Raw genomic sequence first — 20,054 nt, 5'->3', positions numbered from 1 at the left:
AGATGAAGACCGAACAAGCCGCCGCCATCTTCCGCGACCACGGAGTGGATCTGACCTGGCAGCGTGACGTGTACCAACATCTGCACGCTACGCCGGAGTTGTCTGCATTAGAAGAGAACACTGCATTGTACTTGGCGCAGCGACTGCGGCAGTTGGACGGGTACGAGGTCATCGAGAACATCGGTGGTCATGGACTTGTCGGTGTGCTGCGCAATGGCGACGGCCCCACGGTTCTCTACCGCGCTGATATCGATGCACTTCCGGTCGAAGAGCAGACCGGAGTTCCGTTCGCCTCGACGGTTAGCAGTATTTCCCGTGAAGGCGTGCCATCGAAGGTCATGCACGCTTGCGGCCATGACATGCATATGACGGCTGGCCTAGGCGCAGCGGAGGTTCTGCACGGCACGCGTGACAAGTGGTCCGGAACTGTCATCATTCTGTTCCAGCCGGCAGAAGAGACGGCTTCGGGAGCCCAGGGCATGATCGACGACGGACTGGCCGGACTCATCCCGCGTCCCGACGTCTGCTTCGGACTCCATGTCGTCCCGGGCCCCGCTGGTGTTGTCATGACTGCCCCGGGCCCAGTGCTAGCTGGCTGCGACACCATCACAATTGACCTAACCGGCCGCTCGGCTCACGGTTCCATGCCGCAAAACTCAGTCGACCCGACATACCTGGCGGCATCAATCGTGCTGAGGCTGCAGGGAATCGTTGGCCGTGAGGTGTCCCCCCACGAGTTCGCGGTAGTCAGCGTGGGAACACTGCAGTCCGGTAACTCGAACAACACCATTCCGGGAACGGCACGCATCGTGCTGAACATCCGGTTCTACGACAATGACGTGCGGACCATCCTGGTGAATGCCATCGAGCGGGTCGTGCGTGGTGAGTGCTATGCCTCCGGCGCACCGGTGGAGCCCGTGATCACCTACTCCGACCACGGCGAGGTCACCGATAACGATCCTGCGGTCTTCGCACAGATGCGCCCAGCATTCGACGAGATCTTCGGCGCCGACTCTGTCGACGCTGCTCGGTGGACCGCTTCCGAGGACTTCTCTGACATTCCGCGCGGCCTCGGCAGCCCGTACCTTTACTGGACAGTCGGGGTGACTCCGCGAGAGAAATGGGACGCCGCCGTCGCGACCGAGCGGGTCATCGAGGACATTCCCTCGAACCACATGTCCACCTTCCTTCCTGACTACGGCCCGACAGTGCATTCCGCGACGTCGTCCGCTGTCCTGGCCTGCCTGTCCCACCTCAACGAAGCATGAGGTTCCCCGTTGGCCGTTTGACCCTGGGGATCGGCGAACCACTCACCAATGACGGCCCCGTCCCCGACATGACCCACGACGCCGAACGCGTTCGCATGGTCGAGGACGCGGGTTTCCACACCCTGTGGTTCCGCGACGTCCCGCTGCACTCATACGAGTTCCGCGATGCCGGACAGATCTACGATCCCTTCGTGCACATGGCCTATGTCGCCGCGTGCACGTCCCGGATTGGATTGGCCACTGCCGCGACCGTCATTACTCTCCGTCACCCCATCCACGTGGCGAAGATGGCTGCGAGCCTGGACAACCTCTCTGGAGGCAGGTTGGCACTGGGTGTAGCCACCGGTGACCGAGAAGAAGAGTTCCCGGCGTTCCGGCAGAAGCGGGCTGAACGTGCGGAGAGTTTCCGCGATTCGATGGACTTCATTCGGAAACTGTGGCGCCCTGGCACGCCGAGGACGACCGCGAACCGCTGGGGCGGCGTCGACATGGGTTTAGAGATGCTGCCGAAGCCCTCCTCCCCTATTCCCCTGCTCGTCACCGGCAATTGCGGTCAGAGCCCACAGTGGATCGCAGAGAACTCCGACGGTTGGATCGTCTACGGAGACAGCCCGGAGCGAACTGCGACTGCAACCGCGAAATGGCGGTCAATGACGCCAACTCCCCTGCCGTACATCAGCACCACTAACGTCGATCTGCTCGAAGACCCCGACGCACCAGCAATGCCACTGCGATATGGCTTCCGTGCCGGCCGAAACTTCCTGCTGAAGTACCTAGAGACGATGGAGGCTGCCGGCGTCGACCACCTAATCATCAGCCTGCGGCAGTCCTCACGGCCGGTTCCGGACGTCATCGCTGAACTCGGCGAGCACATCCTTCCGCGCTACCCCAGCGAGGGATAATCGACGTACCCTTCGGGTCCATCTGAGTAGACGAGGTCTTGACGGATATCCGCCAGCGGAAGGCTCTCAGCCAGACGGTGCGGAAGATCCGGGTTCGAGATGAACGGCCGGCCAAATCCGACTAAGTCGACGAGCCCGCTATTGAGTACCTCGTCGGCACGTTCGCGTGTCATACCGCCGGTGAGGATCACAAGCCCAGTGAACTCTTCGCGGAAAGTCTTCAGGAATCCCTCCGGGATCCCCATCCGCGGGCTATCTCCTGAGCTCGCTTGGTCAGACAAGTGTGCGTAACCGACCCGGCGGCGCGACAGCTCCGAAGCCAGGACCAGATAGGTTGCCTCAATTTCGGTATACAGCGGCATCCCATTCAGTGAACCGTACGGGGAGACCTGGAAACCGACTCTTCCTGGCCCGTGTCCCGCTCTGGTGACAGCCGTGACTACTGCATCGACGACGGCCAGGGGGAACCGCAAGCGATTCTCTAACGTGCCGCCCCATGCATCCTCACGGGTATTTACGCCCTTATTGAGGAACTGGTTGATGAGAAATCCATCGGCGCCGTGAATCTCCACGCCATCGAAACCAGCAGCCATGGCGTTTGCAGCGGCGACCCCGAACTCCTCGACGACAGCGAGGATATCCTCCTCGGTCATCGCTCTCGGAGTGGACGGACGCACGAAGCTGCGGTCACCATCACTGCCAAAGATGTACGCGCGGCCGTCAACGGCCACTTCGTCGGTGGGGCCGATCGGGCAGGCGCTATCTGGTTGCAGGGCAGTATGCGAGACCCGGCCGGCGTGCCAAAGTTGGGCCACGATGCGTCCGCCGTTGTCGTGCACCTCGTTTGTTACCTGCCGCCAGCCGGCGACCTGGCGGTCACTCCAGATCCCCGGTACTGCGGCGAAACCTCGGGCAGTCGGCGAGGTGAAAGTACCTTCAGAGATGATGAGTCCCGCGGAGGCACGCTGTGCGTAGTACTCCGCGGTGAGGTCGTCGGCCCGTTGATTGACCGAGCGCACCCGCGTCATCGGTGCCATCACGATACGGTTCGGAAGGGTCAATCCTGACCACTTAACCGAATCAGTTACATCCAGCACCGGACTACCTTTCTTCACGGTTAGTTGAGTTCTTCGCCCAACATATGCACGTGGATGAGGTTGGTGTTGCCCTCTTCTCCCGGCGGCGTTCCGGCGACGACAACCATCATGTCACCGTGGCTGAAGCCATCCATGTCCACCAGTGCGTTGTCGATGGCACGAAGCATATCGTCCGTGGTGTGCACGATGGGCGTTTCGTAGGACTTCGCACCCCACACGAGCGACATCTGGTTACGCACCTCCTCGTTCGGTGAGAACACCAGCAACGGCAAACGCGAGTGAAGGCGCGCGACGCGGCGGGCAGTATCACCGGAGGTGGTGAACGCGACCATGGCCGCGGCATTGAGCCGCTCACCGATGTCGCGGGCGGCGTAGGAGATCACGCCGCGCTTGGTGCGCGGAACGTGGGTCATCTCTGGGACGTCACCGTCACGCTCGGCGGCCATGACGATGCGGGACATCGTCTCGACCGTCACCTGCGGGTAGCGACCAACGGAGGTCTCTCCGGAGAGCATCACAGCGTCGGCGCCGTCGAGGACTGCGTTGGCGACGTCGGAGGCCTCAGCGCGGGTCGGGCGCGAGTTGGTGATCATGGAGTCAAGCATCTGCGTCGCGACGACCACGGGCTTGGCGTTCTCACGAGCGATCTGGATCGCGCGCTTCTGAGCCAGCGGGACGTCCTCCAGTGGAACCTCAACACCGAGGTCACCACGGGCGACCATGATGGCGTCGAAAGCCAGGATGATGGCCTCGAGGGAATCGATAGCTTCGGGCTTCTCCAGCTTCGCCATGACCGGGACGCGGCGTCCCTCCTCGTCCATGATCGCGTGGACGAGTTCGATATCCGCCGGGGAACGGACGAAGGACAGGGCGATGTAATCGACACCGAGCTTCAGGGCGAAGCGCAGGTCTGCGATGTCCTTCTCGGACAGGGCGGGAACGGAGATGTTCATGCCCGGAAGCGAGACACCCTTGTTGTTCGATACCGGCCCACCTTCGGTGACTCGGCACACGACGTCATTTCCGTCGACCTCGATGCACTCCAGGCCAACCTTGCCGTCATCGACGAGCAGGCGGTCACCGGGCTTGGCGTCCTGGGCCAGTTCCTTGTAGGTCGTCGAGACGCGGTCATGCGTTCCCTCGACGTCCTCGGTGGTAATCCGGACGATCTCGCCGTCCGCCCAGTACGCCTCGGTCTCCTTAAAACGACCGAGGCGGATCTTGGGGCCCTGCAGGTCGGCGAGGATACCCACCGGCCGACCCGCAGCCTTAGCGGCTTCACGGACCCACTCATAATTCTGCGCGTGATCCGCGTGCTCTCCATGAGAGCAGTTGAGTCGCGCGACGTTCATGCCGGCGTCGATCAGCCCGCTGATGTCTTCGAGGCTGGCTACTGCCGGGCCGAGGGTACATACGATCTTGGTTCGTCTCTGCTGCACGGAACCCAGAGTATCCCTGTTAGCTTCCGGTGTCAGACTCAGCTTCTTTTGAGGCGACCTCCGACTCCTCAGATACGGCCTGTTTCCTCGACTTTCGGGGAACATCGTGTCCTGCGTCATAGGTTTCTCCGCGAACGTATGCCGGGACCTCTCGGTGCCGTCCGCGCATCATCCACAAGACAAAAACAGCCAGCAGGAAAACTACCGCCGAGACGATCGTGTTGATGCGGATCGTCTCAAACACCATCGTGGCGTCGTCCGTACGCATCATCTCGATCCAGAAGCGGCCTAGCGTGTAGGAGGCAACATAGAGCGCGAAGACTCGGCCGCCACCCATGTTGAACTTCTTGTCTGCCCACACGATGAATGCGGCGGCGAGGAGGTTCCAGATCAGTTCGTACAGGAAAGTCGGGTGCACCACGTCCATGACCAAACCGGTGGAGACACCGGAGATCGGTGCGAGACGGCCGGCTTCATCGACGCGCTCATAAATCTCTAGTCCCCAGGGAACTGACGTGGAAGCGCCATAGAGCTCCTGGTTGAACCAGTTGCCTAGACGTCCGATTGCCTGACCCAACAGCAGCGCTGGTGCGGCCGCATCAAGCGCCGGGGCGAACGGGACACCACGCCAGCGGCAGACCGCCCAGGCGGCAAGCACACCAGCAACAACGGCGCCCCAGATACCGAGTCCACCGGCAGTGAGGTTGAAGACTTGCGCAGGATTCCCGTCGGGCCCGAAGTACTTATGCCAGTCGGTGATGACGTGGTAGATCCGGCCACCGATGATGCCCGCGGGCACCACAGCGATGGCGATGTCGATCATCAAATCCGGATCGCCACCACGAGCAGCGTAACGACGCCTAGCCCAGATCAATCCAAGAATGACTCCGAGGATGATGGAGAGGGCATAACCGCGAAGCGGCAGCGGCCCGAGGTACCACACACCCTGGGACGGGGACGGGATGTTGGCAAGTACGTCAACTATCACGGCGAACTCCTGCGGCCAGTTCCTTGGCCAGATCAACTAGCTGTTCTCGGCTTTCACCGGCTGCCTTGATCAGTGCGGAGCCGACGATGACACCATCTGCGAACTGAGCGATTTCCGCAGCCTGTGCTCCGGTGGAGACTCCAAGTCCGACAGCCACCGGAGTGTCAGTGACCTCGCGGGTGCGGGCGACCAGATCGCCAGCGGCCGAGTCCACTGACACCTGAGCCCCAGTGACTCCCATGTGGGACGAGGCGTACACAAAGCCCGAAGCAGCCTTCGCGGTCCGATCCAGGCGCTCCGCGGTGGAAGACGGCGCGACTAGGAAGATGGTCTCGATCCCGTGCTCCTCAGCAGCGGCAAGCCAACGGCCAGCCTCCTCCGGGATCAGGTCCGGGATGATCACTCCGTGACCGCCGGCGTTCTTCAGGTCTTCAGCAAAACGCTCCGGGCCGTACTGCAACACGGGGTTCCAGTACGTCATCGTCACGCAATTGCCACCGTGTTCGGTGACCCTGCTGATGACCTCGAAGAGGTGACGAGTCCGGAAACCATCGGCCAGGGCAATATCTGCGGCGGCCTGGATGGTCGGACCGTCCATCATCGGATCCGAGTACGGCAGACCGACCTCAACAATGTCGGCACCAGCGTCAACGATCGCGTTGATCGCGTCCACCGAGTCATCGAGGGTGGGGTAACCGGCCGGGTAGTACGCGATGAAGGCCGCGCGGCCCTCTTCACGGGCGGTCTCGAAAACGGGTGCCAGGCTCACTTGGACTCCTCCTCGATGACGGAGCCGTGGGCGGCCGGGTGTTCCGTCTCCTCGTTCTCCGTGCTCATGCCGAACCACTTCGCTGCGGTGTCGACGTCCTTATCGCCGCGACCGGAGATGTTGATGATGATGACCGGTTCCCGGCCGAGCTCCTCAGCCAGCTCCGGGGCAATCTTTTTCGCCGCGGCGACGGCGTGCGCCGACTCGATGGCGGGGATGATTCCCTCTGTGCGGGAGAGCTGCTGGAACGCCTCCATGCACTCGGTGTCGGTGACCGGCAGATAAGTGGCGCGACCGGAGTCGGCGAGCATCGAGTGCTCGGGGCCGACTCCCGGGTAGTCCAAACCTGCGGATATCGAATGGGACTCCGTGATCTGGCCATCCTCATCCTGCATCAGGGCAGCGAAGGAGCCCTGGAATACTCCCGGGTTTCCGCCTGCGCTGATCGGAGCGGCATGGCGACCGGTGTCGACACCGTCACCGCCTGCCTCAGCGCCGACCAATCGCACCGACTCATCGTCGATGAAGGGATGGAAAATGCCGATCGCGTTGGATCCGCCGCCGACGCAGGCGACCACAGCGTCGGGAAGCACGTTTGAAGCAGCCTGAATCTGCTGCCGTGCCTCGACGCCGATGACCCGCTGGAAGTCGCGAACCATCATCGGGAACGGGTGCGGGCCGGCTGCAGTACCGAAGGCGTAGTAGGTGTCGTCCGCGTTAGCGACCCAGTACCGCATGGCCTCGTTGATCGCGTCCTTCAGCGTCGCTGAACCGACCTCGACCTCGATGACCTCCGCGCCAAGCAGTCGCATGCGGGCGATGTTGAGGGCCTGACGACGAGCATCCACGCCACCCATGTAGATGCGGCACTCCAAGCCGAGGAGCGCACAAGCAGTAGCAGTGGCCACGCCGTGCTGGCCGGCACCGGTTTCAGCGATTACGCGGGTCTTGCCCATGCGCTTGGCTAGGAGAACCTGACCGAGCACGTTGTTGATCTTGTGCGAACCGGTGTGGTTTAAGTCCTCGCGCTTGAGCCAGACCTGGGCACCCACAGCCTCGCTGAAGCGCTCGGCCGGGTACAGCGGGGACGGGCGGCCAACGTATTCGCGCTGCAGATCGTCGAGGGTTTTGCGGAAGCCCTCGTCGACCCGCGCCTTCGCGTAGCCGTCGGTCACCTCTTCAATAATCGCCATCAGGGCCTCGGGGAGGAACCTGCCACCCCAGTCACCCCAGTGGCCGTTCTCGTCCGGCTCGTGGGCTGTCGGCTGGGCGATGACCTCACCCATCGTGGGCATCGCATCGCCTGATGCGTCCTGGTTCTTGAAGTCCGTGTCACTCACGCAAGCCATTGTGTCCCATCGGGAAACTTCGTGTGTGAATCGGGGTCAAGTTCTCCCGTACGCCGGGTGTGCACCCGCGGCAACGAGACGCTTGCAGGCCTCACCGGGATCGCCGGCGGTAACCAGTCCTTCACCGACCAGGACTACATCCGCGCCGTCGTTGGCATAGGCGGTGAGATCCTCCGGGCCACGCACACCAGATTCGGCAACCTTCACAGCGCCGGCGGGAATGAGGGGAGCCAGTGTGGTGAAGGTAGACATATCGACCTCGAGGGTCTTCAGGTTCCGAGCATTGATGCCAATAATCTTGGCTCCGGCGTGCTCCGCGCGAGCTACCTCTTCTTCGGTGTGCGCCTCGACCAGAGCGTTCATGCCGAGGGACTCGGTACGATCTAACAATGCCTCGAGGGCGGGCTGGTCCAGTGCCGAGCACATCAGCAACACCAGGTCAGCACCATGGGCACGGGCCTCATGCACCTGGTACGGGGTGACGATGAAGTCCTTGCGCAGCACCGGGATGTTCACAGCAGCGCGCACGGCATCCAAGTCCGCCAAGGATCCACGGAACTTGCGCTCCTCAGTCAGGCAGGAGATAACGGCAGCGCCATTGTCGGCATATTGCTTCGCCAGAACTTCCGGATCCGGAATATCAGCCAGCGCACCCTTGGAAGGAGACGCACGTTTGACCTCGGCTATGACCTGCACACCAGGGCGGGACAGTGCCGTCACCGCGTCGAGCGCGGGAGGTGCAAGTTCCGCCAGGCGCTTGATCTCTGCGTACGGAACCTTCGCCTCACGTGCGGCAAGGTCTTCCCGCACACCCGCGATGATGCCGTCCAGGACATTTGCCATGGTGACTCCTTACGAAACCGAATTGGACTGTGTTCAGGTTATCGCTAGCTATTTTCTGGCCGAGTCTCGGGGGCGTCAGTGGGGTCCATGCCAGCGTCGATGGCGTCCCAGAGGGCACGACCAGAGGTCGGCGATTCGGCGAGCCGGTCGCAGGCCTTCTCTTTGCGCACCTCGGGGGTTTCGTAGGAACCGGCGCGACTTCCGCCTGCCTTCTGTCCCGGTCGGATCATGAGGAGCACTCCCCCGAAGATCCCGAGTGCCGCACCGATCATGAGGATCACTGGTCCGGTCATGTTCGTGGAGACGCCTTCGATGACCGCCCAGTCTGCGACCGAAATCGGGTCGCTGGCACGCTGGCTGACCTGACCGGACTGCAATAGACTCAACGCTCGCTGCGGGTCCGCGCCGGAGGTCATCAACTGCAGCGCGGTCCACGACGCCGTCACGGAAATCACTGCCACCAGAGCACCAATGATGCGCCTACCGACGGACCCGAGGATGAGAGTGGCGGCGACAGCAGCCAACAGAGTCAGTGCCAAAGGAGTGGTCGCGGCAGCCCAGGCGGCACCAGGAATTTCCTCGGTGGAACCGCCGGAAAGATCATCGCCGACCTCTGCGATTACCCACGTCGGCCTGATGCCGAGCCACATCACCAACGCCGACAGTGCGATCAGCGCCATGGCCAGTGCCGGTCTGCGGTCGTTCTGCTCGGTCACTTCGTCTCCTCTACTCCCGCCGTGCGGAGCGTTTCGGCGGCTGCGACGGCGCGAAGCACCGCGGCGGCCTTGTTGACAGTCTCCAGATCCTCGTCGTCCGGGTCCGAGTCAGCGACGATACCCCCTCCGGCCTGAACGAACACGGTGCCGTCCTTGACCAGCCCAGTGCGGATGGCGATCGCCTGGTCGGTGTTGCCGCGGAAATCGAAGTAGCCGACAGTTCCGCCGTAGACCCCACGACGGGTGTCTTCGAACTCATCGAGGATCGCCAGCGCAGACGGCTTCGGGGCGCCAGAGAGCGTTCCTGCCGGGAAAGTTGCCGCGAAAGCGTCGACCGGGCCTTTGTCTTCTGCGAGTCGTCCGGTCACCTGGGACACTAGGTGCATCACGTGGCTGTACCGCTCGATGTGACGGAAGTCGTGCACCTCGACTGTGCCTGGAGTACAGACGCGACCCAGGTCATTGCGGCCAAGGTCAACGAGCATCAGGTGCTCACTGTTCTCCTTCTCGTCCTCCAGCAGGTTCTTCTCATGAAGCACGTCTTCTTCATAGTTCGCGCCGCGCGGGCGCGTGCCTGCGATTGGGTTGGTCACGGCGAGGCCATTCTGCACCCGCACGAGCGATTCAGGAGAGCTCCCGACGATCTGGAACGCCGTCCCTGTGAAGTCAGGGTTCGGCACATTGACCAAGTACATGTACGGGCTGGGGTTGGTCACCCGCAGCATCCGGTAGATGTCGAAGGCGCTTGCCTGGGTGTCGATTTCGAAGCGTTGGCTGAGCACGATCTGGAAGGCGTCGCCGGCGCGGATGTGTTCCTTCAGCAGACCGATGCGGCGCTTGTGCTCCTCTGGGGTGCGCTGACGACGCACGTCCGGAGTCGGTAGATCCATCTCGGCCGGTGGGAGCACCGTCGGCTGGGACAGTCGCTGGAGCATCGAATCGATGCGTCCAACTGCGGCGTCATAAACCTGGTCGACTCGCTCGTCGGAACCGTCCCAGTTGATCACGTTCGCGATGAGCCAGATGACGCCCTCGTGATGGTCGACGACAGCGAGGTCCTCTACCAGCAGCTGGACCATCTCAGGAACTTGGAGGTCGTCTTCGCAGGAGTCCGGCAGCTGCGTCTCAATGAAGCGCACGATGTCGTGGGCGAAGTATCCCACCAGTCCGGAGGTCAACGGCGGCACATCGCTGTCATTGACCGGCAGCTCAGTGTGCAGCAACGAGAGAGTTTCGCGGATCGCCTCTAGCGGGTCGCCGCCAACAGGAGCGCCTTCCGGATGCTGACCGATCCAGGTAGCGACACCATTTTCTACCGTCAGTGCTGAACGGGAACCACAACCGATCAAGGACCAGCGGGACCACGATTCGCCGACGTCGGAAGACTCCAAGAGGAATGTCCCCGGTCCATCATCGGCGAGTTTGCGATACGCGGAGAGCGCACTCTCCCCGTCCGCCAGAACCCGCTTGACGACGGGTACGACCCGGTGGTTCGCCGCCAGTTTCCGGAATGTCTCCCGGTCGGTCATAGAGGTTCGCGTCATGGCGGTAATTCTGCCATGAGGTCTCTCAGTCGAGAGGATCGACCTCGAAGCACGAGTGAGCACCGGTGTGACACGCCGCCCCGGTCTGCTGGACCTGCATCAGGACCGTGTCGTGGTCGCAGTCAAGTGCTATGTGGTCGACGTGTTGGAAGTGGCCGCTGGTGAGGCCCTTGATCCAGTACTCCGAACGGGACCGCGACCAGTAGGTGCCACGTCGGGTATCGATGGTGTACGCCAAGGCGTGAGAGTCCATCCATGCGAGCATCAGCACTACACCAGTGCCGCTCTCCTGCACGATGACGGGGATGAGTCCGTCGGAGTTGAACTTCACCCGGTCCGCGAGATCCGGGGCAAGCTCCCAGGTTGAGGGATCATCGCTCATAGCCGGACCACCTTTCCTGCTTCGGCGAGAGCTTCCTTGACCTCGGGAATGCTGACTTCGCCGAAGTGGAAAATGGAGGCTGCCAGAACTGCGTCGGCACCTGCATCGATGGCCGGCGGGAAGTCGGCGGCACTGCCGGCGCCACCTGAGGCGATCACCGGAACGGTCACGGCGTCACGGACCAGCTTGATGAGTTCGACGTCGAAGCCCTGCTTCGTTCCATCTGCATCCATGGAGTTCAGCAGAATCTCGCCAACTCCGAGCTCCTCGCCCCGCTTGGCCCATTCGATAGCGTCCAGACCTGCAGAGCGAGAACCACCGTGGGTGGTGACCTCGAAGCCGGAGGGCTGCTCCTCGCTCCTGCGTGCGTCAACGGACAGGACGATGCACTGTGCGCCGAAGCGCTGCGAGAGCTCGCGGAGAAGTTCAGGACGCGCGATAGCGGAGGTGTTCACAGACACTTTGTCCGCACCGGCTCGCAGGAGCTGATCCACGTCGTCGACGCTGCGGACGCCGCCACCAACGGTCAACGGAATGAAGACAGTTTCAGCGGTTCGGCGGACCACGTCGAGCATGGTTCCACGGCCATCTTTGGAGGCAGAGACGTCCAAGAACGTCAGCTCATCGGCGCCTTCCAGGTTGTACCGAGCGGCCAGCTCGACCGGGTCACCGGCGTCGCGGAGGTTCTCAAAGTTCACGCCCTTGACCACGCGGCCCTCGGTGACATCGAGGCACGGGATGACACGTACTGCTACAGACATTGTTGAGTCTTTCTACTTAAGAGATCAGGCGACGAAGCTCGGCGGCGGGGCGATACCCCGAACCACCTCGAGGAGACGGGCGTGCACCGTGGGCAGACCAGCGAGCACTCCCACGGAGCCGACGCGCCACGGCGCACCTTCGAGATCGGTGACCACTCCCCCGGATTCGCGAATCAGCAATACGCCGGCGGCGTTGTCCCACACGTGTGGAGAGAACGTCACAGTACCGCCGAACGCGCCTGCTGCAGTGGAGGCAAGGTCGACTCCCACGGACCCGGAGATCCGGATCGCTCGGTAAGCGTCCCCTACCCCGGAGAGCAATTCTTGGCGCCAACCACGAGGGAAGGAGCCGTCGCCGCGGGCGATGACGGAGCCGAAGGCAATGGTCACCGGTCGACTTTCACTCAGAGTCATCTGCACGGGCCTACCGTTGACGTGAGTACCGGCTCCGACAGCAGCGGTGACCCGCCGGCCCAGGAACGGCATATCGATGATTCCCACAATCGGCTGTCCCTCATGAATCAAGGACAAGACAATCGCGCAGGCGGGGAAACCCGCGGCGTAGTTGGTAGTGCCGTCGATGGGATCGATGACCCATACCGTCTGGTTCCCGGGGAACTCGCCACCATATTCCTCGCCATAGACCGGAATACCGGTCATGGAGACGAGGATCTTGCGCAACTTATTCTCGATGGCCAAATCCGTCTCGGTAGCGAAGTCACCGAACTCTTTTACGACCAGGGGGTCAGAACCGAGCCCGGCACGGAATTCACCCTGGACCTCGTCGATCGCAGCCTGGCCGATAGCCAGCAGGGCGTGGGGGTCGAGGTCCATCATCGTCGTTACTTCGCTGCCTCGAGCGCCTGCTCCATGGTGAAGCGGCCGGCGTACAGAGCCTTGCCCATGATGGCGGAGTCAACACCCTCTTCGACGAGTTCACGCAGAGCGCGCAGATCGTCGAGGGTGGAGATTCCTCCGGAAGCGACGATCGGTGCGTCGGTGGCGGCCGCGACGTCGCGAAGCAGATCGATGTTCGGCCCCTGAAGGGTGCCGTCCTTGCCCACATCGGTGACGACGAAGCGGGAGCAGCCTTCGGAGTCCAGGCGCTCCAGGACCTCCCAGAGGTCACCACCATCGGTGACCCAGCCACGGCCACGCAGGCGCCATTCGCCGTCGATGTTCCGGGTATCCAGGCCAATTGCAACGCGGTCGCCGTACGAGGAGAGGATGCCTCGGCACCACTCCGGGTTTTCCAAGGCCGCGGTACCAATGTTGACCCGTCGGCAGCCGGTGGCCAGTGCGGCCTCCAGGGACTCGTCATCGCGAATTCCGCCGGAGAGCTCCACATTCACGTCGAGCCGGCCGATCACGTCCTTGAGCAGGTCGTAGTTCGATCCACGGCCGAATGCCGCGTCGAGGTCCACCATGTGGATCCACTCTGCGCCGGAGTTCTGCCAGTTCAGAGCCGCGTCCAGCGGCGATCCGTACCCGGTCTCTGATCCAGCTTCGCCCTGGACCAGGCGAACGGCCTGGCCATCAACGACATCGACGGCGGGCAGAAGGGTGAGGCTCATGTGGTCTGTGACTCCAACTTCTTTATGTTGACGAATACTCACTGAGCATACCGGGGACGCTTACCTACAGAGTGTCGACCCAGTTCTGCAGAAGCTTCAGGCCGGCGTCTCCGGATTTCTCTGGGTGGAACTGTGTCGCCCACAGAGGTCCGTTCTCTACGGCAGCGACGAAGCGGCAGCCGTCGTGCTCGGCCCAGTGCACCAGCGGCGCGGCGATGCGGCCGGTGTCTGTGAGCTTCCAATCACGAGCGGCATAGGAGTGCACGAAGTAGTACCGCTCCTCCTCCGACAGGCCCTCAAAAAGCTTCGAACCCGCGTCGACATCCACCGTGTTCCACCCCATGTGCGGCAATACCGAGGCCTCAAGACGGTCGACAGTTCCTGGCCACTCAGCGCAGCCGGGGATGCCGACCGGTCGGGCGTCAGGAACCTCGTCGGGGGTGTGCGGGCCGTCAGCGAACTCCACGCCGCGCTCAAAAAGAACTTGCATCCCGACGCAAATGCCAAACACCGGCCGCCCCCCAGCCAGACGCGACCCGATCATGCGCGGGCCCTGCACACGGTGCAGTCCGTCCATGCAGGCAGCGAAGGCGCCGACGCCGGGAACAAGGAGTCCGTCAGCGTTGAGAACAATGTCTGGGTCAGCGGTAACCGTGACCTCTGCACCAGTGGAGGCAACCGCACGTTCTGCGGAGCGCAGGTTGCCGGAGCCGTAGTCGAGAATTGCGACTGTCGTCATGTCGTTGATCCTACTTTCGGGTCAGTTGTAGCTGCCGATGAGCCACAGGATCGCGCCGACCAGCGCAACCAGGGCGATGATGCCGCAGATGATCATGCCAACCTGCGACCCGCCCTTGTAGGCGCTGAAGGTTCCGCCGACGAATAGTCCAGCGATAATGAACAGGAGGTAGGTCAGCGCTGCTCCTCCTCCGAGTGCCGCCTGGGCGAGGATCACAGGGTTCCCTTCGTTGACGGGACGCCGGTCACGCGGGGGTCCGCCTCAGTCGCGGCGCGCAGTGCGCGAGCAACGGCCTTGTACTCAGCTTCGGTGATGTGGTGCGGGTCGCGTCCGTACAGGCAGCGAACGTGCAATGCGATGCGAGCATTCAAGGCGAAGGATTCGAAGAAGTGCTCGTTGATGACGGTAGCGTAGTGTCCGCCGATCACCGCGGAGATCATCTGATCCGGTTCACCGGTGATGACGAAATACGGGCGTCCGGAGACATCCACCACGGCCTGAGCCAGGCATTCGTCCATCGGAATATAGGAGTCAGCGAAGCGGCGAATGCCCTTCTTGTCGCCTAGTGCTTCTCCGAAGGCGGTGCCCAAGACAATGCCGCAGTCCTCGACGGTGTGATGCCCGTCGACCTCGATGTCACCCTTGGCGTGCAACTTCAGGTCGAAACTGCCGTGCTGGCCGAAGGCGGTGAGCATGTGGTCGAAGAACGGCAAGCCGGTATCGACGTCCACGACGCCGGTCCCGTCCAGATTGATCGTGCAGGAGATAGAAGACTCGCGGGTCTCCCTCTCGATGGTCGCGATGCGGTCGGTCACTTCTCACTCTTTTCGTTTGCGATGGCGCGGGCGGCGTCAAGGAAGGCGTTGTTCTCCCACTCCAGACCGATGGTCACGCGAAGATTACCGGCAACACCAACATCTCGGATTAGAACGCCGCGGTCGAGGAATGCCTGCCATGCGGCGGGGGCGTCGTCGAATTCACCGATCATGATGAAGTTCGAGTGGGACTCAAACACGTGGTAGCCCATCGTTTCCAGCTCGGCGACGACACGGTCACGCTCCGACGCCAACTCCGCGACAGTCGCAAGAGTCTCATCCGCGTGGCGCAGCGCAACGATTGCGGCGGCCTGGGTCAGCGTAGACAGGTGGTACGGGAGGCGAACCAGCATCACTGCCTCAATGAAAGCCGGCGCCGCAACGAAGTAGCCTAGGCGCCCACCTGCGAAGTCGAAGGCCTTCGACATGGTCCGGCTGACCACGAGCTTGGTCGGATACTCCTCAAGCAGGTGCATCGCGGACGGGGCATCAGTGAATTCCGCGTACGCCTCGTCCACAATCACGATGCCCGGCGCGACGTCGAGGATCTTCCGCAGATCAGCCTCGGGGATGATGCCGCCGGTGGGGTTGTTGGGGGAGGTTACAAAAACAACATCAGGACGCTTCCCGACGATTTCTTCTACCGCCACCTCCACATCAATTCCGAACTCCTTGGTCCGCGGCAGCCCGATGAACTCGGTCTGGGTGCCCGAAGACAGGATCGGGTGCATGGAGTAACTGGGCACAAATCCCATGGCGGAGCGACCAGGGCCACCGAATGCCTGCAGTAGCTGCTGGAGCACTTCGTTGGAGCCGTTCGCGGCCCAGACGTTGTCCGCGGTGACCTGCACTCCGGTGCGCTCGGAGACATAGGCGGCTAGGTCGCGGCGCAGTTCATCGGCATCGCGGTCCGGGTAGCGGTTGAGGCTGCCGGCAACCTTGCTGATCTCGTCCACGAGATCGGCGATTAGGGCGTCGGACGGCGGGTGCGGGTTTTCATTAGTGTTCAGTCGCACCTCAACGTCGAGCTGCGGCGCTCCGTAGGCCTTTTCGCTGCGCAGCTCGTCGCGGAGGGTGAGGTCGTTGAGGGAGACGTCGTTAAGCATTGCTTTCTCCTGCGGTGAGATCTTCGAACCGGGCGCGGATTGCTTCGCCGTGAGCGGGGAGGCGCTCGGCGTCGGCGAGGGCGATGACGTCCGCGGAGACGTCCTTCAGGGCGGCTTCGCTGTAGTCGACCACGTGGATGCTCTTGAGGAACGTGTGGGTGGACAGGCCGGAGCTGTGCCGGGCGGTACCTGAGGTCGGCAGCACGTGGTTGGAGCCTGCTGAGTAGTCGCCAAGCGGGACGGGCGAGTAGGTGCCGACGAAGATCGCGCCAGCGTTCTTGATGCGTCCGGCCACCGCTGCGGCATCGACTGTGTGAACCTCTAGGTGCTCGGCGGCGTAGGCATTGGCGACCTGAACGGCAGTATCAAGGTCGTCGACCAACACGGTGCCGGACTGATCCCCCTCCAGGGCCTCACGGACGCGGTCGGCGTTGAGGGTGACGCCATACCGGCGGTCGATCTCCGTGTTGACTGCATTCGCCAATTCTTCGGAGTCGGTGATGAGGACCGAAGCTGCCATGACGTCGTGCTCGGCTTGGGAGATCAAGTCGTAGGCGACAGCGACCGGGTCCGCGGACGCATCCGCAAGCACCGCAATCTCGGTGGGTCCAGCCTCTGAGTCAATGCCAACCACAGAGCGGCACAGGCGCTTGGCGGCGGTAACGAAGATGTTGCCGGGGCCGGTGACCATGTCGACCGGCTCGAGGTTCTCATCGCCGTAACTCATCAGAGCGACTGCCTGCGCTCCACCAACAGCCCACACCTCGGTGACGCCGAGCAGCGCACACGCGGCGAGGATTGTCTGGTTCGGCCACCCGTCGTTGTCTGCCTGCGGCGGCGAGGACACCACCAGGGAATCCACGCCAGCTTCCTGCGCCGGGATAACGTTCATCAGCACACTGGACGGGTACACCGCGTTGCCGCCGGGAACATACAGACCGACGCGGCCGATCGGGACCCACTTCTCAGAGACGAATCCGCCGTCGACAACCTCTACCGTGAGGTCTTTCGGCTTCTGCGCGGCGTGGAATGCGCGGATGCGGCCGATGGAAGCCTCCAGCGCCCGCCGAACATCTGACTCAAGAGTCTCCAACGCCTGCTCAATTACCTCGGCAGGAACGCGGAGGGAGGCTGGGCGGACGCCGTCGAAACGCTCCGAGTACTCATGCGCCGCTGCCTCACCGCGGTCTCGAACGTCTTCCACCACCGGACGCACCGTAGGAATCATCGAATCGACGTCTGCAGCCCCACGCGGAAGCGCGCGCCGCAACTGGGCGGTGGTGGGCGTCTGACCGCGAAGGTCGGTGATGGAGAGCATGTATAAGAGCCTTCCGAACATGAGGATGGTTGCGGGATAAAGCATAGTCACCGTGCTGTGTTGCTCCGCGCAGGGCCGGGGACGGACAATGGTCAAATGGTCTGGTGGCGAGAAACTGACGGCGATGGCAACGAGATAGCCGCGTGGGAGCGACGGATGGGGCCTCGCGCGATCGAGCCGCGCCTGCCGATGTACGCCCCAGAACCGGTTCCGGCGGACCTCGAGGATCTGCTGAACTTCTCCCGCACCGCTGCGCGCACTCTCGATCACGTAGGCAGTTGGCGGGCGGTCTCTGCGTTTGCTCGTGATCATTGGTTGAAGGAGGCTGACGGGCTTCCAGATGACGTCACCGGAGAGTTCTACGCCCTCCGCCATGCCGTTGCGGATCAGTTGGAGCTCCCGGATGAAGCCGCTGAAGCTCGTACCGAGTGGCTTGAGTGGGCCCGTCGCACGAATCGCCCCGCCGCAATCTTGCACGCCCAGGCCTTCGGCGCTTACGCGGAGGCCGAGCGTTTCGCAGACGCCACCCCGGCCCCGAACCAGCCGGCGGATGAGGACATTCCCGAACTCATCTCTGTCTCCTCGGACATCCTCGCTACTACTCCAACCGGCGAAGAGGCGTACCAAGCAGCGCTGGCTGCCACGATTGTCGGCGCCGCAGCTTCGATGTGCCGGCGTGCGGACTTGGCCGGAGCACTGTCCACTTGGGCTCGCGAGCATTCTCCTCTCAAGTCTGCGGCTGACGACCGTCGGCTTCTCGACGCCCAGATCGCACACGGCCGCGGCGACCTTCATGGCGCTGCCCTGATGTGTGAGGCCGTCGCGGAAGATCCAGTCTCAGAGCCGGTGACCTCCACAATTGAGGCTCGACAGATGCTCGCGTGGCTGTCGGTGGAATCCGATCAGGAGGCCGAAGCTATCCGCCAGCTCCGTCCGGTCGTGCGGGCGGGAGTGGAACTTGATCTGACCGTCGCAACGCTGCGTTCTCACCGCCTGCTGACCGCGCTGCTCAATGGCGCCGGTGAGTACGAGGAAGCACGCGACACTGCTAACCGCATTCTGGCGCATACCGCCGGTATGCCGGTGAATCCGTTGACGATGGATCTGGATCTCATCCTCGCTCGTTCGCTCTTCGACGCCGGCGAATACGAGGCTGCCCTTCGCCACGCCGAGCCGGTCGCACAGTGGTCGACGATGTCCGACGACGAAGAGCGAACCGACGCCGCCTACACCATTTCCGCTGCCTCCTCCGTCGCGATGGGCCGGACCATGGGAGCCACTATGTTCTTGCTGGAGCACGCCGAACACCTGCAGCGAGTCGGCGATAACGCCGGCGCATCCTCTGCGATGCGCCAGGCTGCCCGTACCGTGGTTCGCCCGATGACCACCCACGATTCGCTTGACGACGTCCCTGTCACCATGGACTCCCTCACCGAAGGCGCCCGCGTCGACCCAGACCTCGTCGTCTCCACCGGCAAGGCACTGGAACTGGCGGAGGAAATGATGCTGCGTGCTCGCGGCATGATTAATGATGGCTGGTCCATCGCTGATTGGCACGACGACTTGGCTTACATCTACTGGGCAACCGGCAATGAGCAGACGGCTCTCGGTCACGTCGATACCGCCTCCGCTGGCTACCAGGAAGCAGGCGACGGAGTGGAAGCTGCCCGCGCCCTTCTCACTGGAGTGCGCTGTTGCCTCGATCTCGACGACGAGGAGGGTGTGCGCCGCTACACCATCCGCATCAACGAACTACTGCCAGAAGAGAACTGGCACGGCCATCCGGTGCGCGAGACATTGGCGGAGCTTCTCGGGGAGTAAACTCTGCCCCCATGACCGAGCCCAAGGCCCTACTGGCGGCCGCCGAATCCCTCGCCCACGACAACAAGCTGTGGGAGGCTGCTGACCTCCTGATGGCCGGTTTCGCCGAACTCGGTGACGCCGCCGATGCTCCGGAGACTGACAGCCTCGGTCGTCCCATCCGCGGCTCCTCCCCAAAGCTCATGGACCGGGCCGCGGACTGGCTCGAGCTTCTCGACAACCTCGACGAGCCCCCTGCCGCTCCCCCGCGTCACCTGCGCTGGGCGCAGTGGCACACCCTCAGCGGACAGGCTGAAATCCGCCGCGGCCACCCCGGTCGGGCTATCGACCACCTCGAGATGGCCTCCGGTCTCTTTGAGTCAGAGCAGATGCTGAACCAGGCCGTCCCCCTCGTCGGACTGATTGTGCAGTGCCACCTGGATACCGGGGACGTCGGGCGCGCCGAGACCGCCTTGCACCGAGCACGAGTGATGGCAGTTGATGACGAGCGTTTCAAGCCCGTTCTCGACGACCTTGGCCGCGCGGTCGCAGAACGCCTCTAACTGCCGCCACTATTACCGTCTTGTTCGGAACCTCCCAGTGATTGACTCTTATTTTGAGAGCAAAATCACATTGGAGGAATT

At 62.9% G+C, this 20,054-nt stretch carries 21 protein-coding genes; 4 read left to right on the top strand and 17 right to left on the bottom strand.

The window, feature by feature from the left end:
- Window positions 1-2 precede the first annotated feature (2 nt).
- Window positions 3-1,268, top strand: a complete 1,266-nt coding sequence (locus YWU_RS0113945) for an amidohydrolase (RefSeq protein WP_034648027.1) — start codon at window positions 3-5, stop codon at window positions 1,266-1,268.
- The gene (locus YWU_RS0113940) at window positions 1,265-2,170 is read left to right on the top strand and encodes a TIGR03571 family LLM class oxidoreductase (protein WP_027020941.1); all 906 of its coding nucleotides are present in this window, start codon (window positions 1,265-1,267) and stop codon (window positions 2,168-2,170) included. The genes YWU_RS0113945 and YWU_RS0113940 overlap by 4 nt, the downstream gene beginning before the upstream one ends.
- On the opposite strand, the gene YWU_RS0113935 is transcribed toward YWU_RS0113940, so the two are convergent.
- From YWU_RS0113935 to hisD, 17 genes are all read right to left on the bottom strand, one after another.
- A complete protein-coding gene (locus tag YWU_RS0113935) occupies window positions 2,152-3,267 on the bottom strand; it encodes an alkene reductase (RefSeq protein ID WP_276201933.1) in 1,116 nt (371 codons plus the stop codon). The two genes, YWU_RS0113940 and YWU_RS0113935, sit on opposite strands and share 19 nt — an antisense overlap.
- Before the next feature lie 20 nt (window positions 3,268-3,287).
- Window positions 3,288-4,706, bottom strand: coding sequence for a pyruvate kinase (pyk, locus tag YWU_RS0113930; RefSeq protein ID WP_034648025.1), 1,419 nt, complete (start codon window positions 4,704-4,706; stop codon window positions 3,288-3,290).
- Between the two features lie 19 nt (window positions 4,707-4,725).
- A complete protein-coding gene (lgt, locus tag YWU_RS17170; protein ID WP_051260401.1) occupies window positions 4,726-5,694 on the bottom strand; it encodes a prolipoprotein diacylglyceryl transferase in 969 nt (322 codons plus the stop codon).
- Entirely contained in the window at window positions 5,684-6,463 is a 780-nt protein-coding gene (trpA, locus tag YWU_RS0113920; protein ID WP_027020938.1) for a tryptophan synthase subunit alpha, read from the bottom strand. Before trpA ends, lgt begins: the two co-directional genes overlap by 11 nt.
- Window positions 6,460-7,758, bottom strand: a complete 1,299-nt coding sequence (trpB, locus tag YWU_RS17165) for a tryptophan synthase subunit beta (protein ID WP_420805333.1) — start codon at window positions 7,756-7,758, stop codon at window positions 6,460-6,462. Before trpB ends, trpA begins: the two co-directional genes overlap by 4 nt.
- Before the next feature lie 90 nt (window positions 7,759-7,848).
- The gene (trpC, locus tag YWU_RS0113910) at window positions 7,849-8,655 is read right to left on the bottom strand and encodes an indole-3-glycerol phosphate synthase TrpC (protein WP_027020937.1); all 807 of its coding nucleotides are present in this window, start codon (window positions 8,653-8,655) and stop codon (window positions 7,849-7,851) included.
- 44 nt (window positions 8,656-8,699) lie between these two features.
- Complete coding sequence (locus YWU_RS17160) at window positions 8,700-9,371, bottom strand: TIGR02234 family membrane protein (RefSeq protein ID WP_051260399.1); 672 nt, start codon at window positions 9,369-9,371, stop codon at window positions 8,700-8,702.
- Window positions 9,368-10,915 (bottom strand): anthranilate synthase component I, encoded by a 1,548-nt coding sequence (locus tag YWU_RS0113900; RefSeq protein ID WP_027020936.1) that lies wholly within the window; start codon window positions 10,913-10,915, stop codon window positions 9,368-9,370. The genes YWU_RS17160 and YWU_RS0113900 overlap by 4 nt, the downstream gene beginning before the upstream one ends.
- 25 nt (window positions 10,916-10,940) lie before the next feature.
- Complete coding sequence (gene hisI / locus YWU_RS0113895; protein ID WP_027020935.1) at window positions 10,941-11,297, bottom strand: phosphoribosyl-AMP cyclohydrolase; 357 nt, start codon at window positions 11,295-11,297, stop codon at window positions 10,941-10,943.
- Window positions 11,294-12,058, bottom strand: a complete 765-nt coding sequence (gene hisF / locus YWU_RS0113890) for an imidazole glycerol phosphate synthase subunit HisF (RefSeq protein ID WP_027020934.1) — start codon at window positions 12,056-12,058, stop codon at window positions 11,294-11,296. Before hisF ends, hisI begins: the two co-directional genes overlap by 4 nt.
- A 24-nt stretch (window positions 12,059-12,082) precedes the next feature.
- On the bottom strand, window positions 12,083-12,895 hold the full coding sequence (locus YWU_RS0113885; protein ID WP_027020933.1) for an inositol monophosphatase family protein: 813 nt from the start codon (window positions 12,893-12,895) through the stop codon (window positions 12,083-12,085).
- A 5-nt stretch (window positions 12,896-12,900) separates the two neighbouring features.
- Window positions 12,901-13,632: a bifunctional 1-(5-phosphoribosyl)-5-((5-phosphoribosylamino)methylideneamino)imidazole-4-carboxamide isomerase/phosphoribosylanthranilate isomerase PriA gene (priA, locus tag YWU_RS0113880; RefSeq protein ID WP_027020932.1), complete on the bottom strand. Its 732-nt coding sequence runs from the start codon at window positions 13,630-13,632 to the stop codon at window positions 12,901-12,903.
- A gap of 64 nt (window positions 13,633-13,696) precedes the next feature.
- Window positions 13,697-14,371 carry an imidazole glycerol phosphate synthase subunit HisH gene (gene hisH, locus YWU_RS0113875; RefSeq protein WP_027020931.1) on the bottom strand — a complete coding sequence of 225 codons (675 nt, stop codon included), beginning with the start codon at window positions 14,369-14,371 and terminating at the stop codon, window positions 13,697-13,699.
- 21 nt (window positions 14,372-14,392) lie between these two features.
- Window positions 14,393-14,587, bottom strand: coding sequence for a hypothetical protein (locus YWU_RS0113870; RefSeq protein WP_027020930.1), 195 nt, complete (start codon window positions 14,585-14,587; stop codon window positions 14,393-14,395).
- Complete coding sequence (gene hisB / locus YWU_RS0113865; protein WP_027020929.1) at window positions 14,584-15,186, bottom strand: imidazoleglycerol-phosphate dehydratase HisB; 603 nt, start codon at window positions 15,184-15,186, stop codon at window positions 14,584-14,586. Before hisB ends, YWU_RS0113870 begins: the two co-directional genes overlap by 4 nt.
- Window positions 15,183-16,292 carry a histidinol-phosphate transaminase gene (locus YWU_RS0113860; RefSeq protein WP_027020928.1) on the bottom strand — a complete coding sequence of 370 codons (1,110 nt, stop codon included), beginning with the start codon at window positions 16,290-16,292 and terminating at the stop codon, window positions 15,183-15,185. The genes hisB and YWU_RS0113860 overlap by 4 nt, the downstream gene beginning before the upstream one ends.
- Window positions 16,285-17,610 (bottom strand): histidinol dehydrogenase, encoded by a 1,326-nt coding sequence (hisD, locus tag YWU_RS0113855; protein WP_027020927.1) that lies wholly within the window; start codon window positions 17,608-17,610, stop codon window positions 16,285-16,287. The genes YWU_RS0113860 and hisD overlap by 8 nt, the downstream gene beginning before the upstream one ends.
- A gap of 96 nt (window positions 17,611-17,706) precedes the next feature.
- Here hisD and YWU_RS0113850 point away from each other — a divergent pair, with 96 nt between their 5' ends.
- Window positions 17,707-19,431, top strand: a complete 1,725-nt coding sequence (locus YWU_RS0113850; RefSeq protein ID WP_027020926.1) for a hypothetical protein — start codon at window positions 17,707-17,709, stop codon at window positions 19,429-19,431.
- Between the two features lie 11 nt (window positions 19,432-19,442).
- Window positions 19,443-19,973: a hypothetical protein gene (locus YWU_RS0113845; RefSeq protein WP_027020925.1), complete on the top strand. Its 531-nt coding sequence runs from the start codon at window positions 19,443-19,445 to the stop codon at window positions 19,971-19,973.
- Window positions 19,974-20,054 lie beyond the last annotated feature (81 nt).

It is taken from the genome of Corynebacterium sputi DSM 45148 (assembly GCF_000427865.1).
GTDB classification, from domain to species: domain Bacteria; phylum Actinomycetota; class Actinomycetes; order Mycobacteriales; family Mycobacteriaceae; genus Corynebacterium; species Corynebacterium sputi.
The sequence above is the reverse complement of the archived record's forward strand: the minus strand, read 5'-3'. Positions and strand labels throughout refer to the sequence as shown.